Origin of the sequence: Mesorhizobium sp. M0074 (assembly GCF_040322975.1) — a bacterium.
GTDB lineage: Bacteria > Pseudomonadota > Alphaproteobacteria > Rhizobiales > Rhizobiaceae > Mesorhizobium.
The window spans coordinates 70,087-96,342 of the sequence record NZ_JAMYUM010000024.1 but is presented as its reverse complement, the minus strand read 5'-3'; the positions used below and the strand labels follow the sequence as shown (position 1 = coordinate 96,342).

General features: G+C 59.3%; 26 protein-coding genes and 3 pseudogenes. 13 read left to right on the top strand and 16 right to left on the bottom strand.

The window, feature by feature from the left end; genetic code table 11:
• Positions 1-107 precede the first annotated feature (107 nt).
• The 3 genes from NKJ73_RS34345 to NKJ73_RS27270 form a co-directional block, all read right to left on the bottom strand.
• Entirely contained in the window at positions 108-230 is a 123-nt protein-coding gene (locus tag NKJ73_RS34345) for a hypothetical protein (protein WP_502894702.1), read from the bottom strand.
• 379 nt (positions 231-609) lie between these two features.
• Positions 610-1,389, bottom strand: coding sequence for an SDR family NAD(P)-dependent oxidoreductase (locus NKJ73_RS27275; RefSeq protein WP_352571722.1), 780 nt, complete (start codon positions 1,387-1,389; stop codon positions 610-612).
• Complete coding sequence (locus NKJ73_RS27270) at positions 1,376-2,125, bottom strand: GntR family transcriptional regulator (protein WP_352571721.1); 750 nt, start codon at positions 2,123-2,125, stop codon at positions 1,376-1,378. Before NKJ73_RS27270 ends, NKJ73_RS27275 begins: the two co-directional genes overlap by 14 nt.
• A 149-nt stretch (positions 2,126-2,274) precedes the next feature.
• Here NKJ73_RS27270 and NKJ73_RS27265 point away from each other — a divergent pair, with 149 nt between their 5' ends.
• The 4 genes from NKJ73_RS27265 to NKJ73_RS27250 all read left to right on the top strand — a co-directional run bounded on the left by NKJ73_RS27265 (position 2,275) and on the right by NKJ73_RS27250 (position 6,963).
• Positions 2,275-3,300 (top strand): sugar ABC transporter substrate-binding protein, encoded by a 1,026-nt coding sequence (locus tag NKJ73_RS27265; RefSeq protein WP_352571720.1) that lies wholly within the window; start codon positions 2,275-2,277, stop codon positions 3,298-3,300.
• 132 nt (positions 3,301-3,432) lie between these two features.
• Positions 3,433-4,473 carry an ABC transporter permease gene (locus NKJ73_RS27260; protein WP_352571719.1) on the top strand — a complete coding sequence of 347 codons (1,041 nt, stop codon included), beginning with the start codon at positions 3,433-3,435 and terminating at the stop codon, positions 4,471-4,473.
• Positions 4,470-5,441: an ABC transporter permease gene (locus NKJ73_RS27255; protein WP_352571718.1), complete on the top strand. Its 972-nt coding sequence runs from the start codon at positions 4,470-4,472 to the stop codon at positions 5,439-5,441. Before NKJ73_RS27260 ends, NKJ73_RS27255 begins: the two co-directional genes overlap by 4 nt.
• A 1-nt stretch (position 5,442) precedes the next feature.
• Positions 5,443-6,963 (top strand): sugar ABC transporter ATP-binding protein, encoded by a 1,521-nt coding sequence (locus NKJ73_RS27250; RefSeq protein WP_352571717.1) that lies wholly within the window; start codon positions 5,443-5,445, stop codon positions 6,961-6,963.
• 126 nt (positions 6,964-7,089) lie between these two features.
• Here the strand turns inward: NKJ73_RS27250 and NKJ73_RS27245 are convergent.
• Positions 7,090-7,413: pseudogene (locus NKJ73_RS27245) on the bottom strand (substrate-binding domain-containing protein); the annotation flags it as partial.
• A gap of 225 nt (positions 7,414-7,638) precedes the next feature.
• Positions 7,639-8,223: a hypothetical protein gene (locus tag NKJ73_RS27240; protein ID WP_352571716.1), complete on the bottom strand. Its 585-nt coding sequence runs from the start codon at positions 8,221-8,223 to the stop codon at positions 7,639-7,641.
• Between the two features lie 178 nt (positions 8,224-8,401).
• Between NKJ73_RS27240 and NKJ73_RS27235 the strand changes: the two genes are divergently transcribed.
• Together NKJ73_RS27235 and NKJ73_RS27230 are read left to right on the top strand one after the other, a co-directional pair.
• Positions 8,402-9,439, top strand: coding sequence for an IS110 family RNA-guided transposase (locus NKJ73_RS27235; protein WP_352457839.1), 1,038 nt, complete (start codon positions 8,402-8,404; stop codon positions 9,437-9,439).
• Positions 9,440-9,838: 399 nt separating this feature from the next.
• Entirely contained in the window at positions 9,839-10,069 is a 231-nt protein-coding gene (locus tag NKJ73_RS27230) for a helix-turn-helix transcriptional regulator (protein WP_352457838.1), read from the top strand.
• Positions 10,070-10,112: 43 nt separating this feature from the next.
• Here NKJ73_RS27230 and NKJ73_RS27225 read toward each other — a convergent pair whose 3' ends face one another.
• Positions 10,113-12,251 carry a DUF3363 domain-containing protein gene (locus NKJ73_RS27225; RefSeq protein ID WP_352571715.1) on the bottom strand — a complete coding sequence of 713 codons (2,139 nt, stop codon included), beginning with the start codon at positions 12,249-12,251 and terminating at the stop codon, positions 10,113-10,115.
• A 527-nt stretch (positions 12,252-12,778) separates the two neighbouring features.
• On the opposite strand from NKJ73_RS27225, the gene NKJ73_RS27220 reads away from it, so the two are divergent.
• Positions 12,779-13,141, top strand: coding sequence for a hypothetical protein (locus tag NKJ73_RS27220; RefSeq protein ID WP_352571714.1), 363 nt, complete (start codon positions 12,779-12,781; stop codon positions 13,139-13,141).
• Here the strand turns inward: NKJ73_RS27220 and NKJ73_RS34340 are convergent.
• Positions 13,138-13,539: a hypothetical protein gene (locus tag NKJ73_RS34340; RefSeq protein ID WP_245274834.1), complete on the bottom strand. Its 402-nt coding sequence runs from the start codon at positions 13,537-13,539 to the stop codon at positions 13,138-13,140. The two genes, NKJ73_RS27220 and NKJ73_RS34340, sit on opposite strands and share 4 nt — an antisense overlap.
• On the opposite strand from NKJ73_RS34340, the gene NKJ73_RS27210 reads away from it, so the two are divergent.
• Together NKJ73_RS27210 and NKJ73_RS27205 are read left to right on the top strand one after the other, a co-directional pair.
• Positions 13,538-13,708: a hypothetical protein gene (locus NKJ73_RS27210; RefSeq protein WP_245274835.1), complete on the top strand. Its 171-nt coding sequence runs from the start codon at positions 13,538-13,540 to the stop codon at positions 13,706-13,708. The two genes, NKJ73_RS34340 and NKJ73_RS27210, sit on opposite strands and share 2 nt — an antisense overlap.
• Before the next feature lie 449 nt (positions 13,709-14,157).
• On the top strand, positions 14,158-14,691 hold the full coding sequence (locus NKJ73_RS27205) for a Ros/MucR family transcriptional regulator (protein ID WP_023680033.1): 534 nt from the start codon (positions 14,158-14,160) through the stop codon (positions 14,689-14,691).
• Positions 14,692-14,773: 82 nt separating this feature from the next.
• On the opposite strand, the gene NKJ73_RS27200 is transcribed toward NKJ73_RS27205, so the two are convergent.
• Both NKJ73_RS27200 and NKJ73_RS27195 read right to left on the bottom strand, forming a co-directional pair.
• Positions 14,774-15,085, bottom strand: coding sequence for a DUF736 domain-containing protein (locus NKJ73_RS27200; RefSeq protein ID WP_023680034.1), 312 nt, complete (start codon positions 15,083-15,085; stop codon positions 14,774-14,776).
• Between the two features lie 410 nt (positions 15,086-15,495).
• Positions 15,496-16,261 (bottom strand): annotated as a pseudogene (locus tag NKJ73_RS27195) (IS110 family RNA-guided transposase); the annotation flags it as partial.
• Between the two features lie 551 nt (positions 16,262-16,812).
• On the opposite strand from NKJ73_RS27195, the gene NKJ73_RS27190 reads away from it, so the two are divergent.
• Positions 16,813-17,034: a hypothetical protein gene (locus tag NKJ73_RS27190; protein WP_023680037.1), complete on the top strand. Its 222-nt coding sequence runs from the start codon at positions 16,813-16,815 to the stop codon at positions 17,032-17,034.
• A gap of 95 nt (positions 17,035-17,129) precedes the next feature.
• On the opposite strand, the gene NKJ73_RS27185 is transcribed toward NKJ73_RS27190, so the two are convergent.
• The 7 genes and pseudogenes from NKJ73_RS27185 to NKJ73_RS27155 form a co-directional block, all read right to left on the bottom strand.
• On the bottom strand, positions 17,130-17,591 hold the full coding sequence (locus NKJ73_RS27185) for a hypothetical protein (RefSeq protein WP_352458777.1): 462 nt from the start codon (positions 17,589-17,591) through the stop codon (positions 17,130-17,132).
• 733 nt (positions 17,592-18,324) lie between these two features.
• Positions 18,325-18,921 carry a 2-hydroxychromene-2-carboxylate isomerase gene (locus NKJ73_RS27180; protein WP_023680039.1) on the bottom strand — a complete coding sequence of 199 codons (597 nt, stop codon included), beginning with the start codon at positions 18,919-18,921 and terminating at the stop codon, positions 18,325-18,327.
• Positions 18,922-18,997: 76 nt separating this feature from the next.
• Positions 18,998-19,954, bottom strand: a complete 957-nt coding sequence (locus tag NKJ73_RS27175; protein WP_352571713.1) for a hypothetical protein — start codon at positions 19,952-19,954, stop codon at positions 18,998-19,000.
• Positions 19,915-21,480, bottom strand: coding sequence for an ATP-binding protein (locus NKJ73_RS27170; RefSeq protein WP_352571712.1), 1,566 nt, complete (start codon positions 21,478-21,480; stop codon positions 19,915-19,917). The genes NKJ73_RS27175 and NKJ73_RS27170 overlap by 40 nt, the downstream gene beginning before the upstream one ends.
• On the bottom strand, positions 21,480-22,376 hold the full coding sequence (locus NKJ73_RS27165) for an adenylate/guanylate cyclase domain-containing protein (protein ID WP_352571711.1): 897 nt from the start codon (positions 22,374-22,376) through the stop codon (positions 21,480-21,482). Before NKJ73_RS27165 ends, NKJ73_RS27170 begins: the two co-directional genes overlap by 1 nt.
• 446 nt (positions 22,377-22,822) lie before the next feature.
• Complete coding sequence (locus NKJ73_RS27160) at positions 22,823-23,002, bottom strand: hypothetical protein (RefSeq protein ID WP_352571710.1); 180 nt, start codon at positions 23,000-23,002, stop codon at positions 22,823-22,825.
• A 55-nt stretch (positions 23,003-23,057) separates the two neighbouring features.
• Positions 23,058-23,513, bottom strand: a pseudogene (locus tag NKJ73_RS27155) (IS1 family transposase); the annotation flags it as partial.
• 293 nt (positions 23,514-23,806) lie between these two features.
• On the opposite strand from NKJ73_RS27155, the gene NKJ73_RS27150 reads away from it, so the two are divergent.
• The 3 genes from NKJ73_RS27150 (at position 23,807) to NKJ73_RS27140 (ending at position 25,560) form a co-directional block, all read left to right on the top strand.
• Positions 23,807-24,058: a hypothetical protein gene (locus NKJ73_RS27150; protein ID WP_031212899.1), complete on the top strand. Its 252-nt coding sequence runs from the start codon at positions 23,807-23,809 to the stop codon at positions 24,056-24,058.
• Positions 24,059-24,124: 66 nt separating this feature from the next.
• Positions 24,125-24,376, top strand: coding sequence for a helix-turn-helix domain-containing protein (locus tag NKJ73_RS27145; protein WP_023680045.1), 252 nt, complete (start codon positions 24,125-24,127; stop codon positions 24,374-24,376).
• On the top strand, positions 24,376-25,560 hold the full coding sequence (locus tag NKJ73_RS27140) for a tyrosine-type recombinase/integrase (protein WP_352571709.1): 1,185 nt from the start codon (positions 24,376-24,378) through the stop codon (positions 25,558-25,560). Before NKJ73_RS27145 ends, NKJ73_RS27140 begins: the two co-directional genes overlap by 1 nt.
• The last annotated feature ends 696 nt before the right edge of the window (positions 25,561-26,256 follow it).

Sequence of the window (26,256 nt, the reverse complement as noted above, 5' to 3'; positions counted from 1 at the left end):
CGTCGTGCAGACGTTCAGCTTCTAGTTAACGCGTCTTGAAGGCACGAACTCGATAGCCCACTGGACGGTGGGGCGTGACGGAGGCCCGCCAAGCAGATGCGAACAAACTACCGGACGGCTGCCGGCAACAGTGAAGCCGTCGTACCGTCAAAACCGGCATGGGCCGGCTCGTGGCCGGAGCCGCCGCCCGAGATGACCGTGTAGCCCTTCTCGGTGACTGTCAAAGTCACGATCCTGATCCGCGGGTCAAAGAGCGCCTCCAGCAGCTGAGCGGGGCCCTCCGGTGCGACAAGAATATGGCCGATAGAACCGACTATCCGAAGGCTCGTCTGTTCATCTTGACGACTGACAACTGTGTACAAACCATCTTGGGGAGCAAGCGCGTCCCGCGTGTCCGAACTCCGGGGGAGGCTGCAATGATGCCCCAATCGAGTTGTCCCGCGGCCAAGCAATCACCGTATAGATTGCCTGATGGCCCTGTGGAAGTTGCCGATACCGAGATGCACGATTCCGGGCGTCACACTCCGTCGATCGTACCGATGAATTTGGACACCGGCCGATGCGAGCGCCAAATTGGCGTAAGAACGACGATTTTCCATTGTATGCAGCTCAATCGAAATGGAGACCACCGTTCATGTCGATAACCTCACCCGTGATGAACCCGGCTAGAGGTGACGCGAGGAATGAAACGGTGTGGGCGACTTCTTGAGGTTCGCAAAATCGCCCGACCGGGATTTGAGCAAGCTGGGCCGCGCGCTGTTCGTCGTTGAGCTGTTCGGAAACCATCGGCGACATTACGTAGGCGGGGGCAATTGCATTCGAGGTTACGCCCTGGCCAGCGGTCTCGCGGGCAATCGAAAAGGTCAGCCCTATCATCGCGCTTTTCGAAACTGAATACGCCGTCCCTGCGGTCAAGCCTCCGCTTTTGGCGGCATAGGAGGAGATATTGACCACCCGACCCCACCGTTTCGACCGCATCCCTGGAAGAAATATCTGGGCGAGAAGGAATGCGGCTTCTACGTTGACTATGTTGACCCTTCGCCATTCCTCGATCGAGGTATCTGCCATTTTGTGGTTCGACAGAATGCCAGCATTGTTGACCAAAATGTCGACCGAACCGAAGTGCTGAAGAACCTTCTCCGCCGCCGCGCGCGTTGAACTCTCAACTGCCAGATCAACACCGACGGCAACGGCGCCATGCCCTATCCGCGACGCCAGCGCCTCTGCGGCCTTGGGGAGCAGATCCAGGACTGCTACTTGAGCGCCGGCGCGCGCCAGTTCCACTGCGATTGCGGAGCCGATAGCGCCTGCGCCTCCAGTTACGACAGCGGTTTTTCCTTCTAGCGATTGCAAGCGGGAATTCTCCATTGCTTGGTCAGACGGCGGCATGGCGTGTGTCCGACGCATGCGCGTCGAAAAGGACAAAGATTTTATCGAGATGGGCGACCAATGCGGCTTCCGCACCGGGTCCGTCATTGGCATCCAGCGCATCCAGAATTGCCAAATGCTCCTGCAGCACAACCGCAAATCGTGCGGCATTGCCGGAGAAACGAATAAAGCGAGTCAGCTTGGCTTTAGCAGCGTGGATGGTCGTCCAAACTCCCGGTCGCTGCGCGAAAGACGCAAACAATTGGTGAAAATTCTCGTCATTGTCGTGAAATCCGTCAATATCGCCCTCAGCGATACTCCGTTCTTGAGCCGCCACCAGTGAACGCATTTCAGCGCTCATCGCTGGCGTCCAACGCGGCGCAACTTCGCGAAGAAGGCAAGTTTCCAGAGAACGGCGGACAAAATGGCTGTCTTGGATGCTGACGATATCAATTTGCGAAACAAAACTGCCGAGCTGCGGAAAGACACTTACAAGTCCGTCTTCGGCCAATCTTTGGATCGCTGCCCTCACAGGTGTGCGAGACACATTGAACTGGCGACACACCGCGTTTTCACTAATCGATTCGCCCGGCAAGAGCTTCGCACGCACGATTGCCTCGCGCAGGACGGAGTAAATTTGCTCACTCGCCGAACTGCGCCGGTTCAAAAACACGTCTAGTTCAGCCAATCCGGAAGACATGGCTTTCGCTCCATTCTGGTCGAAACGCGATATCGCGTTCCGCTCGCCTTCTTGCACAATGTCCTCCGAAAAATGCCATCAACAAAAAAGCAGTTGCACCTTGTATACAAGTGTACTAGAACTTCTGCGGTGAATGCAAGGCATTTGCGCTGGCGGTCTCGACAATTTTAAGCGGGAAGGCGGCGCTCTCAACGGGAGGAGTTTTGATGTCGAACTATTTGCGTCGCGTGCTCGCGATTGGACTGCTATCCGCAATAGGCGTGGGGTCCGCCTTCGCCGCCGGAGATTCAAAAATTGCGCTGGTTCCCGGAGGTCCACACCCCTACTTCGCGGCGTGGGAGCAAGCTGGTAAGGATGCTGCCAAGGATTTTCACCTGGCCGCAGCAGACTACAAGGTGCCGCAAAAGTGGGAACTCAGCCAGCAGAACCAGCTGCTCGAGAGCCTTTTGACCCAGGGTTACAACGGCTTTCTGATTTTCCCGGGTGACCCCGTCGGATCGGTCAGTACCGTCGACGAGCTCGTGTCCAATGGCGCGCCTGTCATCGGCGGCGCAGGGTGCTTCAAGGATCCTTCTTCAGCAACCTTCTGCCTCGGCACCGACACTGGCAATTCAGCATACATCGGAACCAAGGAGCTTTTGAAAACACTGACGGGCACCAAGAAGCGCATTGCTCATTTCACCGGCTTCCTTGTTGATCCGAATACCCAGCTTCGCATCGACGCCGTCAAAAAAGCGGCGGAGGAAGAAGGCGCAACGGTCGTCCAGGTCATCGCTGACATTGATGCGCCCGAGCCAGCAGAGGAAAAGATCAATGCCTACCTGGCAGCTCACGCCAACGACGTCGATGGCATCATCACGACCGCTTGGGTCCCTGCGGTTGTAGCCTCGAACGCAGTCCGAAAGATCGGCGACAAGCGGATCAAGATGGTAGCCATTGATCACGATCAAGTTGTGTTGAAGGCGATCAAGGATGGCTTTGTGAATGGCACAATGCTGCAGAACCCGTATGGCCAAGGCTATATCGGCACTTTCGTTCTCGACAAGCTTCGTTCGGGTTGCGCGGTCAAGACCGATGCGCCTTTCAAGAAGAATGCCCTCACTGACAAGTTCATCGACTCGGGAACCGTCTATGTCGCGGCCGACAAAATCGACACTTATGTTGACGCTATGCGCGACACGACCAAGAAGCTCTTTGAAACCTTCCAGGCGACTTATCTGACCTGCAAGTAACCAGATTTCCACCAATGCCGCCGGGCTGCGTTCAAGCAGACCCGGCGGTCGTCCAATCAAATTGCACGGTGTCTGTCGTGACCCAGAGCTACCCTGATAACATGGCGGCCTAGCCATTGAAGGTGCGAAACCATGTCTTATTCAGATGTGCCGGCGAAGGGTCCCGGTGGCGATATCGTCGGCAAGCCGCGCAGGAATGCCACCGAGACGCGATTCTATCTGACCAATGAGTTTGGGCTCATTGCCCTCATTGTGGTCTTTGCGCTGGGCTTCAAATTCACAACAGAGGGTTTCTTTTCGGCCTTCAATTTGTTCACCCTCGGTCGTATCGCAGCCGTCAACATCATGATCGGCTTGGCCATGATGGTCGTCGTTATAACTGGGGGGTTGAACCTTGCTGTAGGGGCGATCGGCGTTTGTGCCGCAATGACTTGCGGCTATCTCATTGAGGTCGTCGGGCTTCCGTGGCCACTCGCAATTCTCTCAGCCGTGGCCCTTGGCGCCTTGCTGGGCTTTATCAACGGATGGACTTCCGTTCGCACAGGATTGCACAGCTTCATCATCACGCTCGCGACAATGAGCATTTTCTTCGGCGTAATGATCTTCCTGACGCGTGCAGAATCCTATCGCGCTCTGCCACCCGTCTTTGCAGCGTTCGGACGCATCAAGCTGTTGGGTTTTTTCTCTCCGCTCCTCCTGGTTAGCCTCATGGCTGCATTGGTTCTAGGATATCTTTATAATTTGACAGCGGTTGGGCGGGAGATGCTGGCTGCTGGCGCCAAGCCCGAAGCGGCGGAGATGTCCGGCATAAATGTCGGGCGCATCTTCATATACTGCCACATGCTGTCTGGCGCGCTCGCCGCCTGCGCGGCTCTGATGCTAGTCGCACGCAATGGAGCGGCGATCCCATCAATGGCGGGACAACTCGGACAGGACTGGCTGCTCATCGCGTTCCTTGGTCCTGTGTTGGGGGGAACACTTTTGGCGGGCGGCAAGGCATCGGTGCTGGGGACGTGCCTAGGTGCGTTTCTGGTGACGATGCTGACTAGTGGTTTGCTTCTATTACAGCTGGGCGATTTCTGGATTCAGAGCTTTTTGGGTCTGCTTTTGCTGGCTGCGGTATTGATGGACAAAACACGCCGAACCTTTCTGGCCCGGAGGAACATGGCATGAACGGCTCCTTCGCCAACGCCGTGCGGAGCGACTGGTTTGGGCCGCTGCTGGTTACGATCGTCGCCGTTGCGATCGTGGGGGGCTTCAACCCATCATTCCTATCGCCATTGAATATTCAGGTGCTGCTGCTCGCAATTGCAGTAAATGGCCTGATCGCGTTTTCGCAAATGCTCATCATCGCTATCGGTCAGATGAATTTGTCTGTCGGGGCTATCGGCGGTCTTTGCGCTATTGTTTTCGCCGGCATGATGGACGCGTGGTACGTGCCCGCATCCCTTGCCGCCTTAACCGCGCTGTCGCTCGGGGTCATATGCGGCGTAATAAACGGATTTCTGATCGCCCGAACTGGCATTTCGGCGTTCGTAATTACCCTCGCCAGCCTGTCCGTTTACAAGGGCATCAATTTGGGCATCACACATGCCCAACCCTTTTATGATATCTCAGACGGCGTGAAATCCATCGGACAGGGCGCGATCTTCGGGATCATTCCTTGGTTGATGCTCCCGACCATGGCTGTCGGGCTAGCCTTGTGGTTCATGCTTAATCGGCAACCCATAGGGCGGTTTATTTTGGCAGTCGGCGGCAATCAACATGCCGCAGAATTGTCGGGAATATCGATTGCAAATACAGTTGTCATCGCGCACGCCCTTTCGGGGTTTCTTGCAGCGCTTGCCGGTCTTCTCCTTGTTGCCCGTTTACAAATGGGTCAACCGACGATCGGCGACGACTGGCTAATTTTGTCTTTTGCCGCGCCCGTGATCGGCGGCGCGGTCTTGGCCGGCGGACACGTCAGCGTGCCCGCTACGCTGCTCGGGGTGGTGATCGTTGCAATAATCACACAAGCCCTAGTGCTTTTCGACATCGACCCGTTCCTCGTGCAGGTCGTGCTGGGCGCAATGATCTTGGCGGCAGTCGGCGCCAATCGTTTTCGCGAAAGTCGTTTGTCACGAAATCTCAAGAGGCTCTGAAATGGCGAGCGAGATAGCGTTCCAGGCTCTGGGCATTGAGAAGTCCTTTCCAGGCGTAAAGGCCCTAAAGGGCGTTTTCCTGACACTTAAAACTCATTCCATACATGCTTTGCTCGGCGAAAACGGCGCAGGGAAGTCAACGCTTATCAAGATCATTACCGGTGTTCACCACCCCGATGCCGGCCGCCTCATCCTGGAGGGCCAAGAGGTTCATTTCGGCTCGCCGCGCGAGGCCATCGCTCATCGTGTTGGCGTCGTACATCAAGAACGGAATCTTATCCCGAGGTTTTCTGTTGCGGAAAATATCCATCTCGAGCGACTTGGGGCTTCGTTGCTAAAGCCGGTGGACTATGCCGACTTGAACAATCAGGCCGCGCGTTGGCTTGAGGCCCTCGGCCTAGACATCGACCCAAGAACCCCGGTATCGCGCCTTAGCGTCGCCAAGATGCAGCTGGTCGAAATCGCCAAGGCCTTGTCTCTGCGCTCGCGAGTGCTTCTCCTGGATGAACCAACCGCATCACTTACCTCGAGTGAAACTGATCTATTATTCTCGTTTTTGCGAAAGCTGCGAGACCAAGGCGCCAGCCTGCTATTTGTCAGCCATAAGCTGGAAGAAGCGCAGGAGCTTTGCGACAGCGTCACAGTGCTGAGGGATGGGTCGAATGCCTGTGAAAGCCGGCCAATGGAGGGCCTGGGGCGGCAAGACATTGTCCGATTGATGATCGGCCGGGCCGAGGGTGAAGGCGGCTGGCGGGAGCGCAACTCGACTGGGGCTCCTCCGGCCATCGAGCTCAAGAACATTGAAACATCTTTAGGCCATTCGGACGTCAATCTGCATGTCCGACAAGGCGAGATTGTGGGCCTCTATGGCCTCGTGGGCGCCGGAAGGACCGAGCTTGCAAAATGCATCCTGGGTCAGTTTCCGCTGACGGCTGGTACCGTCGAGATCGACGGGAAGCCGGTTAAGATCAGGTCGGTCGGCGAAGCCATCCACACGCATCGTGTGGGATACGTCAGCGAAGATCGAAAGGGCGAAGGTCTGGTCTTGATGCATTCGGTGCTGTCAAATGCTGGAATTGCAGTGTGGCGCCCCCTTTCGGCACTTCTCGGATTCCTCACCGACCGCCTCGTGCGACACAAGGTAACGCCATACATCGAGAAGCTTGAGGTGAAAACACCCAGCCTCGCGCAGACGGTGGCCAACCTTTCGGGTGGCAATCAGCAGAAAATCAGCGTCGCCAAATGGCTGGCAGCAGGCGTCAAGATCTTGCTGGTTGACGAGCCGTCAGTCGGCATCGACATCAAGACCAAGGCTTACCTGCACGATTTGCTGCGAGAACTTGCCGACAACGGCACTGCCATTTTGCTGATCACGAGCGACATGCCCGAAATGATCCTGCTCGCTGACAGGATTCTGGTCATGAACGACTACCGGCTTCAGGGCCAGTTAATCAATGACGGATCCTATGCCGGCATGAGCGAGGGCATCATGAATCTGATCCATAGGGCTGAGGCCGCCTAAGCTCCTCACACTTTCAGGACTTTTCACCATCGGCCAAGAGGATCCCGTGGACAGGCGTGAGTTCGGCAGGACTGGATTGCAGGTATCCGCGCTGAGCTTTGGTGCGTCCTCTCTGGAGGTGTGGGCATGAGCCTCGCCGAAACCCTTGGCAGAGGTAAACTCGAAATCCCAATTGGCCCCCTTCTGGCCGGGCGATTCATGCGTGATGACGATGATGCCGGCGTCCTTGGCCTTCTGCAGCACCGGCTCGAGCACCTTGGCGTCGTTCGGCACCACGCCGATGACTTTTACGCCCTGAGCGATGAGATCCTCGATGGCGCGAACCTGAAGTGCAGGATCGGCGCTGGTCGGGCCAACCATGAACGCATCGATGCCGAGCTTCTGACCGCGCTCCTTGACACCGGCCTCCATCGCGTTGAACCACGGAATGCCACCAATCTTCACGACGATGCCGACCTTGCCGGCCTATTGCGCCAGCGCCGCGAACGATGCGCCAAGCGATAGCGATGGGCGAGCGCCACGGCGGACGCTTCGCTGCAAGTTGATGGGTTCTCCGCCGCAGCCGAAGTTGTGTTGGACGGGTCTTCATATCTCGCCCCCATCTTAGTCTTTCAGGCTCGGAAACAGCAGCCAGCCCGCCGTCCGGGGAATGCCGCTTGCCGTGAAGAGCTGTTCCTACGGGATCATCTGTTGGGCGATGCGCACCAGATCATTGAGCGCCGAGCGGATCTGCGGCCAAGGGAACTCGGAGCATTCCTCCCAGGCCTCGCCCTCACGCAATATAGCGTCGAGCTTGCCCGCCACACCGGCGAGCGTCGTGGCGGGGGTGGACGAGATCACTTCCAGCAGATCCTCCGCCCGGTCACCAGCCTCGCGCTCGGCCCTGAGCGCTGCGGTGTAACCGGTCTCCTCGGCAGCCGCATCCCAGCGTGCCTGATGCGCCGCGAAATCAGCTTCGGCCTTCTTGCGGAGAGCCACCATGTCCGGCCCTTTGCCGAGTACTTCATTGAGCATCTCGATCGAGTGGACCGTCACGTCCTCACCCTCGGGCAGGCGGACGGTCGCGCGAGGAAAGCCGACGCTCTCGACAAGCCTCGTCTCCAGGCGCTGTTGCTCGCGGCAAAGCCGCTCGCTCAGCCTGTGGGCTGTCTGCCATTCCCGCCAAAGCGCCAGCGCTGGGTCGAAGAGGGACATGTTCGTCGCGGTAGCGTTGCCGGTAAGAGTACTTTTCTCAAGCATTGAAGCGGTGGACGCGGTCATTCCTCCCGCAAGCACTTGCCTACGGGTGACGAAAGGCAGAGTCGTGGTATTGTCGGAATCAGATGGGGTATTCGGCTCGAGCCCATCTTCAAAGGTGATGCAAAGAGGTGTTGCGCTTCGAGCTGATGATAACTTGGTCTGTCCAGACAGCCACAAGCATCGGGAAAGGAAGCGCAACATGAAGCATTTTGTTGGCCTCGATATCTCGGTGAAGGAAACCGCCGTTTGCGTTGTCGACGAAACCGGCAGGATTTGTCGTGAGGTGAAGGTGGTCAGCCACCCTGACGATATCATTGCGGTGCTGAAGGACTCGACTTGGAACGTCGAACGGGTCGGGCTCGAAGCAGGGCCCTTGTCGCAGTGGCTATTCGAGGGGCTGGCCAGGGCCGGGCTGCCGGTCATCTGCATCGAAACACGTCATGTGAAAGCATTCCTGAAGGCGCAGCCGAACAAGACAGATCGCAATGATGCGCGCGGCATAGCCCAGATGATGCGGGTCAACCTATTCCGCCCGGTGCACATCAAGACGCTGACGAGCCAGAAGCGCCGGGTGCTGCTGACGGCCCGCAAGATCTTGCAGGAAAAGGCGATCGCGATCGAGAACGACATCCGCGGTCTTCTGCGCAACTTCGGGCTCAAGGTCGGCGCCGTGGGAACGGCGAAGTTCGAGGACCGCATCCGTGAGCTTGTCGAATGCATGCCCGATCTCGAACAGATCATGGAGCCACTGCTGGCCGCCAGGCGGAAGCTGCGCGAGGAATTTGCGCACCTGCACAGACAAGTGCTGGCGATCGCCAGGGGCGATGCTACCTGCCGGCGCTTGATGACGGTCCCTGGTGTCGGCTCCATAGTGGCGCTCGCGTACACCGCGACGATCGACATTCCACAACGGTTCAGAAACTCCAAGGCGGTAGGGCCGATCCTGGGGCTGACACCGAAGCTCGACGAGTCCGGCGAAAGCAAGCGCGTTGGAGGCATCTCACTCTGCGGGGACGGCATGATGCGAACATTGCTCTATGAAGCAGCCCAAGTCATGCTGACGCACGTGAAGAAATGGTCATGGCTGAAGGCCTGGGCGATGAACGTCGCCAAGCGGCGCGGCTTGCGCAGGGCGATAGTCGCGCTCGCACGTCGCCTGGCGGTCGTCATGCACCGCATGTGGCTGGACAACAGCGAGTTCCGCTGGACGCGGGAAACCATGGCGTCAGCCGTGTGACAAAAGGCCGGGAAGAAGAGGTAGAGAGTTCCGCCCAGCGCGGAAGCACGTCCTTCGCGGGACGAAGGATGAGGTGAGTTCGCGATCATGGGCGCACCGGTCATGTCATGCTGGCCAGGACGCGAATCAGATTGTTCCGCCTTATTCTCTGAATCCCATCAAGGGAGGGCCAATGGGCCGATCCCGGAGAGAAGCACGAACCCGCGAATGATGTCAGAAGCTGGTAAGGCAGAAAATGACAAAAGCGCTTGACCCCAAGCCGCCGAATAGAGAAGCCATGACCCGAGCTCCTAACAGCTTGGCTGTGGTTAGGTCGGGCTAAGCGTGTCAGCGCTCAGCTCGGCCGGCTTAGGGAAGCTCATCATACAAATTGATTGACCGTCAATCGGATTGTAGCCCATGGAAAGTGCGCTAACGATAGAGCAGTGTCGCGGCGCTCGGGCGATGCTTGGGTGGAGCCAAGACGAACTAGCTAAAGCCGCAAATGTGGCTCGGCAGACGATTGCGGATTTTGAGCGTGGGGCGCGCATTCCGATCGCCAACAACCTCATAAGTATAAGGCATGCGTTCGAGAGGGCCGGAATCGAGTTCTTATCCGAGAATGGTATCCGTTTAAGACCCCGCATCTGACAACTGTTTGGCAATAGGCTTGGCTAAGCGTTGCCGGGAATTGTTAAGAGCCAAGAGTGCCCCGCCGATGAGCGCGCTCACAGCCCAGGCCGCGTTTTCTGCCGAAGCTCCAGTCGATGCCGCCGCTGTTTTGCACGAAGCCGGTAATGTGCTGGCCGATGCGCTTGTCGAGCATCGGCTGCCAGGGCACGAGCCGAAACCCGAAACCATCGTCCAGCATGGCGAAGCGCCCGCTGGCAAGACGGACCGAGCCGAGGAGCGTGCCGCCGACATGATTGCCGGGCTGAACGGGCGCGAAGGTAAGGCCGCGCGCAGCGGCCATTTCCTTGCCGACCCGCGTAACCTCCTGGCGCTCCAGCGTGGCTACAAGGTCACGCGAGAAGGTGATGGTGCGGCTCGTCGCGTCGCGTTCGGCATGGCCCATCCCGACAAGCTGGGCAGCCCGTCTGTCGAGCGCGTTGTCGACGTCGAGACCAAAGCCTGACCTCACCAGCGGCATGGGGATCCTGGCCGTAAGCTCCCGGTCGAGCCAGGTGGCGCCGTCGCTGCCGATCTGCGCGTCGAGGTCAAGCGTCGAAAGCAGGCGGACGGAGAAGTCCTTTCCGCGGCTGCGGGCATCGTAGGCGATGCCGCGCTCGGACAGGTCTTTTGGAATGCGCCAGTGGTCTTCGTCGATGCGCTCGACATGGCCGGCCCGGCGCAGCGCTTCGAGGCGGCGGACATGGAAGCGGACAAAGGCATCCGGGTCTTTGCCCCGCTCCAAAAATGTTTCGCGGATTGCCTCCAGGTGTCTGCTCGGCCGATAGACGCCGTCCTCGCCGGCTGCGACGCCGATGTTGCGGTCGGCGGCGCGCGGCTCCTCCTTCGGCGGGATCGGATCAAGCGCTACGATATGGCCGCGCTGGATGTCTTCGAGCTTTGCCGCATCGGCGGTCTCGACATAGTGGGTGCGCCCGTCGACTCCGTCGATGACGAGCGACAGCTTATCGCTCATCTCGTCGCCGGCAAGACCCTTGGCGAGCACACGGCCGACGACCGGCTCGGTGATGGTCTGCCGGTGCATGACATATTGCGCCGCGCCCCGTTCATCGGCGAGGCCGTGCTCCTCGAGTGCCCGGTGCATGGTCTTGATGATGTCGTTGCGCTCGCCAAGCGCGCGCAGCGTGCTTTCGGCTTTGTCGGAGATCAACCACCGGCCGGGCTCGATCTCGCTCGCCAGGCCGAAGTGCTGCAGCTTCTTTGCCCGATCGATCAGCAGATAGCGATTGCTGGAAATGGTGTAGCTGTCGCTGGCATTGGGACGGAGGTCGACAACATCGTGCTCCTGCTGTTCGGCGATCAGCATGCGGTCGAGCCGGGTCAGCCGTTCGGCGTCCACCTCGTTGGCCAGCTTGCGGGCGACCTCGACCTCGCTTTGCAGGCCGAGTTCCCGTTCGACCAGCTCGCTTGCCCGGTGACGAATGCCATGGGCGATGTAGTCGCCGGCGATGTTCAGGATCTTGCTGTCATCGGTGACGCCGCGCACCAGGATATGGGTGTGCGGATGACCGGTGTTGTGGTGGTCGACGGCGATCCAGCCGAGGCGTGTGTTGAGGTCGGTCTCCATCTGCCGCATGAGATCGCGGGTGAAGGAGCGCAGGTCTTCCATCTCGGCGGCATCCTCCGGCGCGACGATGAAACGGAACTGATGTCGGTCGCCGCGGCCGCGCTCGACAAAGGCCTTGCCGTCGGCCTCGTCGTCATCGGCCGAGTACACCTTGCCCTTCTCGCCGTCTCTGGTGACGCCGTCGCGCTGGAGATAGCGCAGATGCGCGTTAACGGCCTTGTGCGTCGTCACGAACTTTTGGCCGCGCCCGGTGGTCCCCTTCCCTCGCCCCGGCAGCTTGACGACGCGCGCCTTCACCACGACGCGGCGGGAACGAAAGCGGACGCCGCTCTCGTCCTGCCGCCACCCGCCGGCGTCCTTTGGCAACCCTGCCGCCACCTTGCCGCCGCGACCACGGGCGTTGAAGCGGCCACTTCCCTTTCCGCCGCCGCTGCTTGCGCCAAAGCGATTGGGGTTGCCGCCTTGCTTGCGGACAGCGATCTCGACCTGGCGCACAAAGGGCAGCGTCCGCGAATTGCCGCCATGCCGCGTCCGGCCGGTGCGAACCTGGAACCTGTCGCTGTCACGATCTGCCATGACGACAGCATCGGGAGTCGGATTTGGTGCTTCAAGACGGCCGGAGCGCTGAGCATGCTATGGACTGCAATGACTTGCTGTGGCGTAGGATGGCGGATCGCACATCGCTGCGGCACCTAAACTTTCCTGTTCAGATCAGTGGGATAACGGACCAACCAGCACCCTTCGCACCTCGCGCCGTGCCGCTCGGTGTCCGCACGCGCCGGAAAAAACAATGTGCAGACAGACGCTTACGAGCGAAGCGAGGGCGAGCGCCAGCTCGCTTTATCTTGCCGTCCCCCACCACCCTCGCTGTCCCCCACCACCCTCGGTAACCGTCCGGATCCTGCACATCTTTCGGGTCGTGCAATCTCGCAACATGTGACGTTCCTTGCTATTGAGAGATTTCCGGCGGTGCCTCAACGTTCCTGGGACAAGGCCAACAACCCGTGCTGGTCGACGCATGACGCGACCTGGTATCGGGCCGTTTTGAGGCGGAGGAATATTGCCGCCGGCGCAAGCTTTCGACGAAGACTTTTGAGCTGTGAGTGCGCCATCTGGTGAGCCCGGAAGATCGGCGCAAACGTGCGGAATATCTGCGGAAATTGCGCCAGGAAAAGCCGGAAAAGCGGGGCAAGAAAGGGCCGCCGAAGCGACGCAAGAGCCCGCGCCGCTACCGCTACAGCGTGCGTACGGACACCGGTCCGATTGCCCTGCAGGCGTTCTGGGGCAAGCATGTGGAGGTGATGAACTGGAGCGGGTTGGGGCTTGCCGAATATGCCGCGGCGCTCGGACTTTCGCCCCATGCGCTGCGCAAATGGCGCGCTCGTCCCCGAGGAATTCGAGGCCGAAGTGGACTGGCGATCTCTGTTGCATCCGAGTGCGCGGGCTCAATTCAGCAGCGCTGCTAATTGCGTACGGCGCCAATGTCACTTGACACCGCCGTTGACGGGCGGTCGAACCGGCGCCGCTTCAGCGACGCACAGAAGCAGGCGATCGTGCAGGAGACGGAGAAGCCCGGCGTCAGTGTGGCGGAGGTTTGCCGCCGCCATGGGATGGCCACCAGCATGCCTTCGGCCGGCGTGTCCAGTTCGGCGTGACCGCTCGCAAGGCGCCGCAATTGGCAACGGTTGCACTCATCCATGGGACGGAAACCGAACCGCCGGTACTGACTGCCCTGCGCAATCTCGTACGACCGCCGGACGGCGTGATGACAGCCCAACTGGACGACGGGCGGCGCGTCTTTGCATCCGTCGGCACAATGCAGATGCAGTCCAGCAGCATCTCGCGGCGAGGAAGAACGCATCATGATCGTCGTTCCGACGGGGGTGAAGGTGCATCTGGCGCTCGGTCATACCGACATGCGCAAGGGGCTCGATGGGCTCGCGGCGCCGTGGTGTCAAACGAGTTGTCAGCTGCGGGGTGGCAAGCGCTTCAAAAGCAGCACGCCGTTCATCAGATATTCGTTGAGCCAGTAGGCGGCAGCCGTTCGGGCGCATGCCGGCTGCCATGTCAGCAACATCCATCCTGCCGATCGGCGCGAGGCGGTGCAGCCCACCTGAATGAGTCCCACAAGAGGTACACGCGAGGGCCAATTCATGCCGGGGCGAGACCAGGACCGCGGCACAGAGTGTCGCGACGACAATTGTTCATGGCTCAATCCTGCGACGCAGGAGCCATGATTCATGGCGCTGGCTTGCGTTGGGCTGTGCGCTTGGCGCGCGGAGAAGCGAGGGGGAAAGCCTTCCTGCTTCCCCGACGCGATCGGCAACTTGTCTGCAGCCGGACCGAACGATCGCAGCGACACTTGCCTGCTTGATATTTACACGGAATGAGGTTTGTTGGCGGAGTAACGAATTATTTGCCTGGATTGGCGAATAGACAGACCATCCGTTTTCAAAGCGCGCTTTGGACAAGAGGAAATTCGATGACCGTTTCTCCAGACCCAAGCGACCAGGCTGATCTCGTATCAATCACCGCCGACATCGTTTCCGCCTACGTTTCGAACAATCCGTTGCCGGTCGGCGAGTTGTCGAAGCTGATCGGGGATGTCTATGTCGCTTTGCAAGGGATCGGCACACCTGTGGCTCCGACCGCAGCCAAACTGGAGCCGGCGGTGTCGATCAAGAAGTCAGTGTCACCTGATTTCATCATATGCCTGGAAGACGGGAAAAAGTTCAAATCCTTGAAGCGGCATATCGGAACGCACTACAATCTGAGTCCGGACGAATACCGCCAGAAATGGAACCTGCCCTCCGACTATCCTATGGTTGCGCCGAACTACGCGGCGACTCGCTCGGCCCTGGCAAAATCAATAGGATTGGGCCGCAAGGCGGCAGCGCCAGCGACAGCTGCGGCGGAAAAACCAAAACGAGCTGCTCGCGCGCCAGCGGCGGCAGCAATTGCCACGGCAATCAAATCGCCGGTGAAGAAGGCGCGCAAAACACCCGTCAAAGCATAGCGTGCTGCACCAGATAGAGGTGCAGTGGCGAACCTGAACATGGCGAAGCCCCGCCTTGCGCGGGGCTTCGTGTTAGCTCGGATCACTCGGCGGCGCGGCGGGACCAGATGAGCGAGAACTCGCCCCCGGGGTCGGTTTCGACCAGGCTCGCATAGATCGGAGCGGGGAAGCTGGGATCGTCGAGCTTGACTGAGTGATAGTCGCGGCCCTCGCGCGAGGTCTTCTTCCATGCCGCCCCGAACTCGATGGCGCCGGCGAAGATGCGGAAGTCCGGACCTTTTTCATTGTCGCCGTCGACCGGGGTGAACGACACTGTCTTGACGTTGAGGTTGAGGGTTTTGACTGAGCCGGAGAAGCCGTTCGCGGTGCGGGAGAATGTGCCGATCGTCGCCATTGTGGTGGTTCCTTCTGTTTCTCGGGCCGCGCCCATTGCGGCCTCACATGAGGGACCACTCGTCAAGCTGTGGCTCTGATCTGCTGAGTGGTCGTTTCTGGAGGACGCTCCGCTCGGTGCGAGGCGTCCTGTCAAGGGTGCTCAATCGCATTCGGCACAAGCAGCGCGATCCCTACCGCCACATGAACCTGAGGTCTGAGCCCATTCCTGATCCGCGCGTTTGCACGTATCAACCTCACATCCGGTCGCCGCTCGAGCGGCCGCACCATAATCCCGCCTGCGGCGGCAAGGGCTCAGGAGGACGAGACCAGTCTCGATGACGGCGTTCAAAGCCATGCCGCAATGCGGTCGTCCACCTGGTTCCGGCGGGGCTGATCAGGCCCTGGCCGAACTGGAATGCGGTCAGATCGTCATGGTCTTACAAACGCTCCTTCGATCACCACGCCGGCGCGGACGTATTTCCACAAAGCCACGATCAGCTTGCGGGCCAGCGCGGTAATCATCACCTTCTTGAAGCATCCGCCATTCTGGGCAACTCGCTCGTTGAACCAGCGGCTGAGCGCCGAGGCGGGCTGGTGCCGCAACCAGAGCCACGCCATTTCCAGCAGCGTCGATCGCAAGCGTGGGTTTCCGGACTTTCCGATCCCCTGTTCCCGGTCGATCGACCCGCTTTGCCATGGCGTCGGCGCAAGGCCGGCATAGGCCGCCAGCTGCCGGCGATTGTCGAAGCACCGAAACAAGCCCTCTCCCCACAGCACGGCCGCAAACTCTGGTCCGATACCGACGACTTTCGACAGCATAACCACTTCACGCGCCGATTGGCGTTCTTCGGCGAGCATGGCGTCCCGTTCCGCCTCGACTGCCTTGATCTGATCGAGCAGCATTTCCATTCGGTCGACCTCACGCAGAACCTGGCGCTTCATATTTGCGGGCAGATCCCGTCCATCGCCGGTGTGAAGAGTTTCCAGCCGATCGCGACGATCACGCCGCAAAGGATCGTAGCCGGTGATGCCCCTGCGAGAAGAGCAGACCCTTGATCCGGTTGCCGTGCCGGATGCGTTCTTCCATCAACACCTTGCGCTCCCGGACGATGCGGCGGCGATCCTCCTCATAAGGGCTCGGCACGCGTAGCATGGAGCAGACTCGCGGTTCGCCACGCTTGAACGCCAGCAGCGACGCCGAGTGGTTTTGAAAGCAAGGCAGCGCACAAAGAGCTGGACGAGATCTTTGTTTCGGTGGAGTTGAGCAAGAAGTCCTGGCTGGTCACCTCGATTCGCCGGAAGCTGGCGAGAAGTTATCGCGCCATACCATCCCCGGCGCGGATATTGCCGGGCTTCTTGGCCGCCTCGCTCAGTTGAAGCAAAGGCTCGTAGCCGAACCGGCCGCGACTATCCGTTCGTCATCATTCAAGGGGCCGGCCTTGATGGCTTCTGGGTCCACCGAGTTCTGGAAGCAGAAGGCCACGACACTCATGTCGTTGACGCAGCATTTTGAACATCACTACGGTTCGGTCGCTCCTCCAAGCGCCCGCCGTGCGGGTGGCGGAGGAGTTGTATGGCCTCATGAGGGTTGAACGAATGTTTCGGGCAAGTTTGCAGCCAGCTCCGCCGACTGAACCAAGTCCGGAGATTCCATATCGACGCTTGGGTTGGACGCTCGCGCCAGCCGGAACCAACGGCGGCCACAAGCGGTTTACCAATCGAAGGGACTGCAATGGATGCAGGATAATGGAATTTTTGGATATGGAACTGGCTAGAGCCCGACAGCGGCTCAACGGAGCGCAGCTTTCCCTTAAACGTGCGAATGAAATGCTGGATGAAGACTGCGGCGTCGGCATCAATATCGCGCTGTGCAGCAGGATACGGGCTGCGCAACGGCGCGTGGTGGAGGCCAGATCGCGGTTGACGAAGATCGATCCCACCAGCGCTGACGGAGTTCGCACACGTTGAACCATCCGGGCCGTGAAAGCCTTCCGATCCGCCGCTGCCCCATGTCGTCACGGCTAGCGCCTCAGACCGCGCAGCAATATGTGAGGACCGGCCTCTCATTCGTCACGGCCCTCCGGCCAGCTCTTTGCGAGCGTAAGATCGGACAGCGGAACCAAAGGCGGATTCGCGAATTCTACCGCTAGACAATTGGATTGTCGCCCATGAGGCTCGCGACCCTCCACCTTGAAACTGCGAGATACGGCGATGTATATCGCGCCGCCAGGCTCGCGCGACTGACGCGGCAAATGATCCGGCACATCAAGCGCACTGACACCTCGGCTCAAAACGTCGAGCAAGCGCTGGCTAGGTTGGCCGAAGCAAACGCGCCCATGGACCGGCTCACGCTGCATCAGTAAGGCCGCCACGCTCATGCCCGCCCCCGCATCGGCACGATGTGCGGCGGGTTGTTCGTGTGGCGTTCCCTCCACATCCGTTTCGCGGTGCCGGGGATGGCGCTGATGATCTTGGCGATCGGGCGCTCGCTGCCCAGTCGAGTAGATCGAGCTGCGCTGGGTCATGATATCGCTTCTTCGTGACTCCGCTGGTCCTTAATCGGTTGTTCTTGCGAGACTTATGTAACATCGTGCCAGCGCCGTTCAGCGCATCGTTGCCGCCACGGCCTCGGATGATGTCGGCGACATCGAAAGAGCCGAGCCGTTGATGCAGCCCAGTTCGCCGCTACGGTCAATGATCCTGGTCGGCGGCAGACTTAAAAGTGCTGACGGGTGGCTAGAATGTATCACGTCCACGGATATGCCTACGAGAACGTCTTCCCCTTCCCGGGTGACTTTACGCGGCTTCCTCATCATCGTCCGACTCGTACTTTCGAGCTCGTGACGCTGGATCCCGGGTGCTGTCAGGCCGCATGCCGGCGATAGCAAAAGAACGCCCCCTCAATAGTGGGTCTTGCGATGTAGCGGTCTCCCACCCTCAAATTCCAAACAATTCTCTGTTGGAATACAGCGCGCTCTGAAGCCCAGGATGGCGCCGAAAGCTGTTTGCTGGGCCGTGCGCCAAATCAGCCGAATTGCTCTCTAGAAAGCCGTTCTTCTCCATACCTCTGTGCTACGCTATTGAGCACACAGGTTGGCGATCTCAATGAATTCAAGTGCTTGGCGCATAGCGCCTAGCATCGAGTTTGCGGCCTGCTGCGCTGGAGCGAGAGAACCCGACGACGAACGCGAACGCCCATCGACAGGTTTGAGAGATTTTGCTCCAGTGAGAGTATGATCCACGCCGCATAGACCGGTGTTATTTCCCCTGGCGATTCTTCCAAGAGATCGCGTCCTCAAGCCGGTCGTCACCCCAGAAAATCTCCTTGCCGACGACGAAAGTCGGCGAGCCGAAAATGCCGAGGCTCTTGGCTTGGTTCGTCGCGTCAACAAGCCCCGCCACGGCTTCTTCCGCGTCCGCGCGTGCCAGCACATCCTCCACATCGGCGCCGGCCTCCGTGATACTCTGGCTGATGTTCGGCTCATTTCCGGCAGGAAGTCCTTCTTCGATCCATCGCCTGTAGCTTGCCCGGACATAGGCGGGACACCAGCCTTCTGCTGCCCCCACGATCGCTACACGGTTCGCCCGTTCCAGCTCCGCTAGAGGGTACGGCGCCGGGAGCTTCGGCGAGAGCCCGCGCATTTGCGAGCGCCGCTCGATGTCCCTCCACATATAGGCGGCCTTTGCCGGCTTGTTCACAAAGGGGACGTTGTTCATCTCGATCATCACCACCCGCACATTGAAGGGTTTCCAGACGAAACGAACGCCAGTCTGCTTCTCGACCTGCTCGATGCGCATGACCGACAGGTATGTGTAGGTGCTGCCTATTGAGAACCAGAAGTCGATGATTGGCATTACCTAAAACTCCAGAGCATGACCCGCCTTGTCGCCAGCGAGGTGTGCTCCCAACGCGGCGATCCCGCTCCCGACATTAAGGCAGGCCTGGCTTCGTTGCCATTGTGGTTACCAATACGTCACCGGAAACCTGCGAGGCCAGGAAATTGCGAGCGTCGCGTATGTCCCGAGAGAACTCTGCATCTGCAAAGGGAACCAGGAGTTGCTCCAGCATCGAGCAGGGATAGAGCCCAGGGCTGGCCTCGTGTGCGAAACGCGCGAGATCTGTCGCGGCTCGAAGTTCCAACATTCGGGCGTCCTGCTGCCGCGCAACCTCCATTGCGGCGAGGAGGCTGGTTTCCACCCGGGAGAGGTCCGGCTGTGGTTGCTTCAGTGCCACCAGGCCATCGAGCCGATGAAGTTCAGCCAGCCAGAACTGCTCGCCCGACCGGCCAACGAAGGCGAAACCTTCCCGCACCGCAGCCTCTGCTGCCACCGTATTGCCGGCCTTCAGAAGGCATTCGGCAAGCTGCGCGACGAACACTGACTCGAATAGGTGAGCGTCGCGCGTTCGATTGGAATCGAGCGCCTGACGGATCGTCGCTATGTTCTCGTCGGTTGGCTCGCGCCGGGCTCGCACACATGCATGGCATAGAACGCCGTTTCGCTTCAGGTGCTCGACCTTCCGTTCGCCGCAATAGGTGACGAGCGCAACAGCATCGCTCTCGCAAGCGTCGAGATTGCCGAACAGAAATTGTGGCCACACGATCGTGTAGAAGTTGCCTGCCGCGACGGTGTGAGCGTTGCCATGATTTAACAGCTCTGACCGCACCTGTTCACTGGATTTCGCGACGCCCTCGTACTGTCCCAGCAGAGCTAACGCCATTGTCTTCCAGTACAGGACGTTCAGGCCGGGGTCGATGCCAAACCAGGAGCTCAACACCTTCTGGCGGTCGGGGTCACGATATCTTTCAGCCGACTGCAGATTTTCCAGAGCCTCGCGAGAACGTCCGGTCAGGACCTGGGTCGTCCCGAGAAGCCGATAGGCGACCAACTTGAATGTCGGGTCGACTGGCGGTCCGCAAACTCTACAATCTGCCGCGCTAGGGCGAACGCATCCTCCATCTTCCCCGCGAAATAGCTGCTCGCGCAAAGGCCATGCAGAACCGAGAAGCGTTGCAAGTCGGAACCGACGCCTGCGTCAAGCAGTGATTTGGCACTAGTCAACGCCGCAACTGTTTCCTGGAACGGCAGCAGCGAGTTGGCGCGGGCGACCAATAGAGCCAGTTCAAGTGGTCGACGCACCTGCTCGTCTTCGATTTGCCGGGCTGCCGTCAATCCGGCCCCGGTGTGCTGAGTGGCCTCGGCAAGAGCTGACCGCGACAGGGCCAATTCCGCAGCAGTCAGCCAATAGTGCGCCGCCGGCTCCGAGAGTCCCGCCTCAGTGTAGTGATGGGCGATCACCGCCGGCGCGGATTCGCTGCTATCAGCAAAGCGCTCGACAATTGACCGGGCGATGTCCGCATGGATGCGCTGTCTGCGGGAGCGAAGCAGCGAGTTGTGGGCTGCATCCTGCACGAGCGCGTGTTTGAAAACATAGATCGTGTCACCTATGGCGGCGCGAGAGAATACCAGCTCCGACTCGACCAGTTTGTGTAACGCCTCCTTAAGCGCGGTTCCGGTAATCGGCGAGATCGCTTCCAGCAGACGGTACGAAAATTCCCGGCCGATCGCCGCGCCAATCTGTGCGATTTCCCGGATCGACCCGAGCCTATCCAACCGCGCCATTAGGGAGTCCTGCAGCGTCGATGGAATCGCCAGTGCCGTCAACGGCGCGGCCAGCATAAAACACTGGCTTTGCTCGCGCAGTTGCCCCGATTCAAGGACCGCCTTGGTCAGCTCCTCAACGAATAAGGGAACGCCGTCAGTCTTAGAGATTATCGCGCTTTGCACTTCTGCAGGAATCTCCTTGCCGCCGGTGATGCGATCGATCATGGCTGCAGCGTGACGCCGTCCGAATCGGTTGAGCGCCAGCCCTGTCACATGGCCTTGACCGACCCAGGGATTTGTAAACTCCGGGCGAGAGGTCACTATCAACAGCGCCCGCAATCCCGGTACTCGCTCGACGATGCCGCTGAAGAAATCCAGCGAGGTGGGGTCTATCCAGTGCGCGTCCTCCAGCACGGCAAACACGGGCGCCTCTCGCGTCAGCCCGGCGAACAGCTCAATCAACGCGGCAATCGTCTGCTCCTTTGCCTCGCTCGGCACTACTCCGAGGTCCTGAAAGTGTCCCTCGGTCGAGATCGACAGAAGCGAGGCGAGATAGGATGCGACGCCCCGGCCACCGAGGCCCGAGCGGGCGATTAAAGCTTCGAGCCTTTCGATTTGCGCTGTCGGCGGCTCGCCGGACCTAAGACCCAGCGAAGATGATATCTGTCGGACGACCGGATACATCGAGACGTTGCGATGGTGCGGAGAACACTGGTAACGCACAAGGCCATAAGGTCGACCCACGATCCGTTCGCGCAGTGCCTCCAACAGGCGTGACTTGCCGATGCCTGCCTCGCCGGTCAGCAACACTACTTGGCCTTCCCCCCGCACGCGTCGCTCCAGCGGTCGGCAAGCAACGCCATTTCCTGATCACGTCCCACCAGGGGCGCGTTCGACCGGGACGCCTCGAACCGATTGACGTTCTCCGTCTCGCGGAGGACCTCCCAGGCCGAAACCGGAGCATCAAAGCCTTTGATGACGTGGACGCCCAGGGCCTTGAGCTCGAATACCTCGCCAAGTAGTAGGCGCGTCGAAGACGCGATGACGATGCGGCCTGCGTTCGCCAGACCCTGAAGCCGGGCCGCGAGATTCGGCGTATCGCCGACCACCGCATGCTCGCGCGACGCACCATGGCCGATCACGTCCCCCACCACCACCAGGCCAGTCGCAATTCCGACGCGCGCCTGGAGTGTGCCTGCTGCCGCCGTTTCAATCGTGGCAACCGCAGCTACGATCTCCAGAGCGGCACGCACGGAACGCTCCGCGTCGTCTTCATGGGCAAGCGGATAGCCGAAATAGGCCAACACGCCGTCACCCATGAACTTCGCAACAAACCCCCCGTACCGGGCGATGATGACGGAGCAGGCTTCTTGGTAAGCGCGCAGTACGCTGCGCATCTCCTCCGGATCCAGCCGTGTCGACATTTGCGTCGAGCCGACGAGATCGCAGAACATAACTGTAATCTGACGTCGCTCAGCTGTGTCGACATGCGGCGTCGTCGGCTCTATGGGCTCGGGTTCCAATTGCCGCGCACCAAGGCGTTCGATTGCCTTCAACAACCGCTTGCGATGCCCGAGAAGCACGCCGATCTTTTCCAGGTCGGCGTCCGTAAGGTCAGGCAGCACTTCGCTGTCTATCCCGTTCTCACGGAACGAAGCTTCATATTGAACAAGACCGAGGCTCTGCAGCCATTTCCCTAAATTCATGGACGTATCGCAGCCCGATTGGACCAATAGTCCTCAAACGGGAGCCGGATGTCTAGTGAAGAGAATTCCGGGTAGTGGGTCAGTTTGAAATCTGACGCTGCGCTTTTTGCCGGGGCGCCGTTCTTCGCTCAGCTCTGGGCATATTTGTCAGTTCTTCGGCATTTGGGGTGGCACAAGTTGAACGTATGGCGTCGTCGGTTCCTTATCAGGGCGAATGCGACTGGGGGCCGGCTTCCCGTGTTTGCCGAGCGACCTAATGTATTGATAGAGCGATTGCATATCGCTCTCGTCCATCGCTCGAAGATTGTACCAAGGCATCGGTGGAGACGTTCTAATGCGCTTCAGCATCCCTACAAATCCACGCTCGGTCATTACCGAAGCATCTATCCGAAGATTGGTCGCATAGGTCGTGCCCCAAGGACCGCGCCAACCGACCGAGTTGCCCATTAAAGCCTTTTCAGGATCAATCTTGCCTTCTGTTCCCGGTAGCCTTCGGTATGGCAATCGTGACACCCGCCGATGATTGATACCTGCAACCCTCGTTCGACCGATACTTCGCCTTGAGCGAAGGCTGCAATTGGCATCGTGAGACCGGCTAACAGGAAAAACAGGCTTGTGACACGCATCCTTCCCTCCCATGCGTTCCGCTAAGCAGTATGAGCCAACGTCCGAAGGCGACGGCTAGCTTGAAAGGCTCTTTTTGTAAGGGCCGCGAATAGCCGGTTTCTCGGCTTCTCTCGCTTCGATCAGCGCAACGATGTCACCAATCTCCCAAAGCTTGTCAGTGACGCCAGTGGCCATCGCAGGCGTCATGCGCAACGTGGCATGGATGCGAACAAAATTGTAGTACATGAAATGCAACGCCACCGCATTGGCGTGAGCCTCCACCTTCTTGGAAAAGCCATTGGTCAGGCGAGTGAAGCGGCGCATGTGCATCCGCATGGTCAGGTTCTGGCGTTCCGCAAATGACGTGCTGACATGCTTGATGTCAGGATTTCCTTCAATCCGTTCTTTCCGCGCGCCAGTGCATTCGGCGGGGCTATAGCGGCCCTTGGCGCTCTCAGGCGAAGTGCCATAGAGCTTGATCAGCATGGCATAGTCGATATCGCCGCCGAACGCACCTTCAACAGCCTCTAGCGAGTTGAACCCCCGACGTCAGCACCGAAACATTCTGCCGCATCTTACCCTGTCCGATTTGCACGTCGCTACTCGCCTTTCCCGAACGAGCCGGCCAAGCAGCTTCCGCACCACGCAACATCTCTTATCTTGGGCAACACGGTCTCTTCATTACCGGATGTGCGGGATGTGGATTTGTTGTGCCGAGTGCAATATGGCCCCGTTTACCGGGACCGAGGCTTGTCGAAACAGTCAACCGCCTGGATTTGATATCGTTGTGCTGTTTCAGTACCGACGTTCTCGAGGCCGCGTCTATGAAGAGTGACGCGCTTTCGTACCCGCCCCGCGGCCTCTCTCGTGAGGAAGCAGCGCGCTATGTCGGCGTCGGATCGACACTATTCGACGACATGGTTGCTGACGGCCGCATGCCGAGGCCTAAGCACGTCAACAGTCGCGCGATCTGGGATCGTGTGGCGCTCGATATCGCTTTCTCCGCCCTGCCAGACAAAGACAATGGTCTCCAACAACTATTGGAGCGGAGCAAACGAGAGCCGACAAGGAGATAAGCAACTACGCACATTGCGTATACGCTGCAGGCGTAGTACAGTCATCGCCTGAGCGGATGAGATGACGTGAACGACAATGAAAAGCTCGCGCGAGAAGTGAAAGCCTGGCGGGCGAAGGGAGGATTCACCGCCGAGAGTGCAGCCAAGGTCTTGGGAATACCGAAACGCACTTTTGAAGGCATAGAGCAAGGTCGGGGCTTCCCTTACCCGGTACTCCTGCGCGTTGCTATAGAAAGCAAGACCCTTTCGCTTCAGGCAATGCTGGAGGATTCCCCGCCTGTTGAGCAACGGCAGCGGAAAACTCAAAGGGAGATTTAATGGCCAGGCCATTCAAAGATATCCGCTACCCCGGCGTTTCGTCGCGCATCAAGAACGGAAAGCTCGTCTATCGCTATCGCGGCAAAGGAATGCCCGAAATTCGGCTTCCTGGCGGACCAGGCGATCCTGAGTTCGAAGCCGCCTATGAACAGGCAACGCAAGGCCAAGGTCAAAAGGCCGTCATCATTGACTTGCCCGGTCGGGCGTTGCCAAAGACATTTGGTCATGCTGCGCGCCGACTTGAAGCGACGATGGAATGGCTGGACCTCGACGAAGCGACGCAGCAGAAGAATGCTCGGCTTATTGAGCGCTTCCTTCAGATGCAGGTCGATCCTGCCTATCCGCTGACTTGGCGCAACACGCCGGTGGAACATCTCGATGCCGACCATCTGCGTGCGATTATCGAAAGTGTCTTTGCCACCAACCGGACGGTTGCCAAGCACCTGCTGGTGGCAATCAAGAAGCTCCTGTGGGTGGCGATCGAAGTTGAGAAATGGATCAAACCGCAGGACGATCCCTCGCTGTCGATCCGCGTCCGCATTCCAAAATCGACTGCCAATCCCGCCTGGCCGATCGCCATTCGTGAAAAGTTCGAGGCGCACCATCCAATCGGCTCAGCGCCGCGCACCTGCTATGCGCTCGGTTTCTGGCTCGGCAACCGACGCGGCGATATCGCCTCACTGGAGTGGGACGATTTGGTCTTCGAGGAGATCGAATTGTTCGATGGCTCCTTGGAAACAATCGAAGCCTTCGACTTCCGACAGCAGAAAAATCGTCATGGCGGGCGCGAGATGTTCATCCCTGTTGTGGACAAGCTGGCGCAAGCTTTAGTACCACTAGATCGCTCTAAGGGTGGCACGGTATTGAAGAACGGCTATGGGCGTCCGTTCTCCGAAAAGAGCCTCACCGGCATGATGGCACATTGGAACAAGCAAGCCGGCATCCCGGAGGGCTACACCCTGCACGGGCTGCGCCGTACCTTCGGTACGTATCTCGCCGAATGCAACATCCAAGCGCGCGCTATCATGGAGGCGATGGGGCATTCTTCAATGACGGTAACAGACGAGTATGTGCGAGAGGCCAATAAGAAACGGATGGCTGTCGATATCGCCCGCGCCATTAACGAGCGGGAGGCCAAACGCGACGCCATGAAGCAACGGACACCGCTGCGCGTCATCAAATGAGCGGTTTCAAACCGACCACATGCAGGGTGGCCTATCGGCCGCCCTTTTTGTTGGGCCCATAACGGGCCCAAAACGTTTTGGGCCGAGGCCACTTTTTATAAACAAAATCAATGGTCATGGTGGGCCCGGAGGGTATTCAGAAAGCCGTAAAAATCAATTGGCTAGAGATCAGTGGGACTTCAGAGTATTCAAATCTTTTCCAATGTTTTTCGATGTTGTTGTCCCACTCAGAAGTGCCTCAGTCCACCAAGCCGACGCACTGAACGCCTCGGAAGGGAGGTTTGCGCAAGGCGAAAGGAAGATCGCGTCGGTGTGCAGCCTTCCTGAGAAAGGACACGGTAGTGCCAACTGCTGACGCTCAGCGCGAAGACAATCAACGTCCTGTTATGGGGCCGCTTGCCGACCGACGGCTTCTGGGTGCCGTGAGGCAGGAAGCGGCCGTTTGGTGGCGTCGAAACCGCTCGGTCCTGCGATCACCCCGTCCGGACGACTGGAGCGCTCTCACCGAGCACCGGAGCCACCACTTCGGTCCGGAGGATGACGCGGGCGGCTCCGAGCTCGGATAACGTCCAACCGGCCGACCGGTCCCGGCGGCTAGCCTCGCGCAGGGCGCCGGATGGGCTTGAAGGCGCCGCACACCACCGTCATCCCGCTCTGCTTCGCCTGCCATGAGGAGTTTCGTCGCATCGCCAGGCG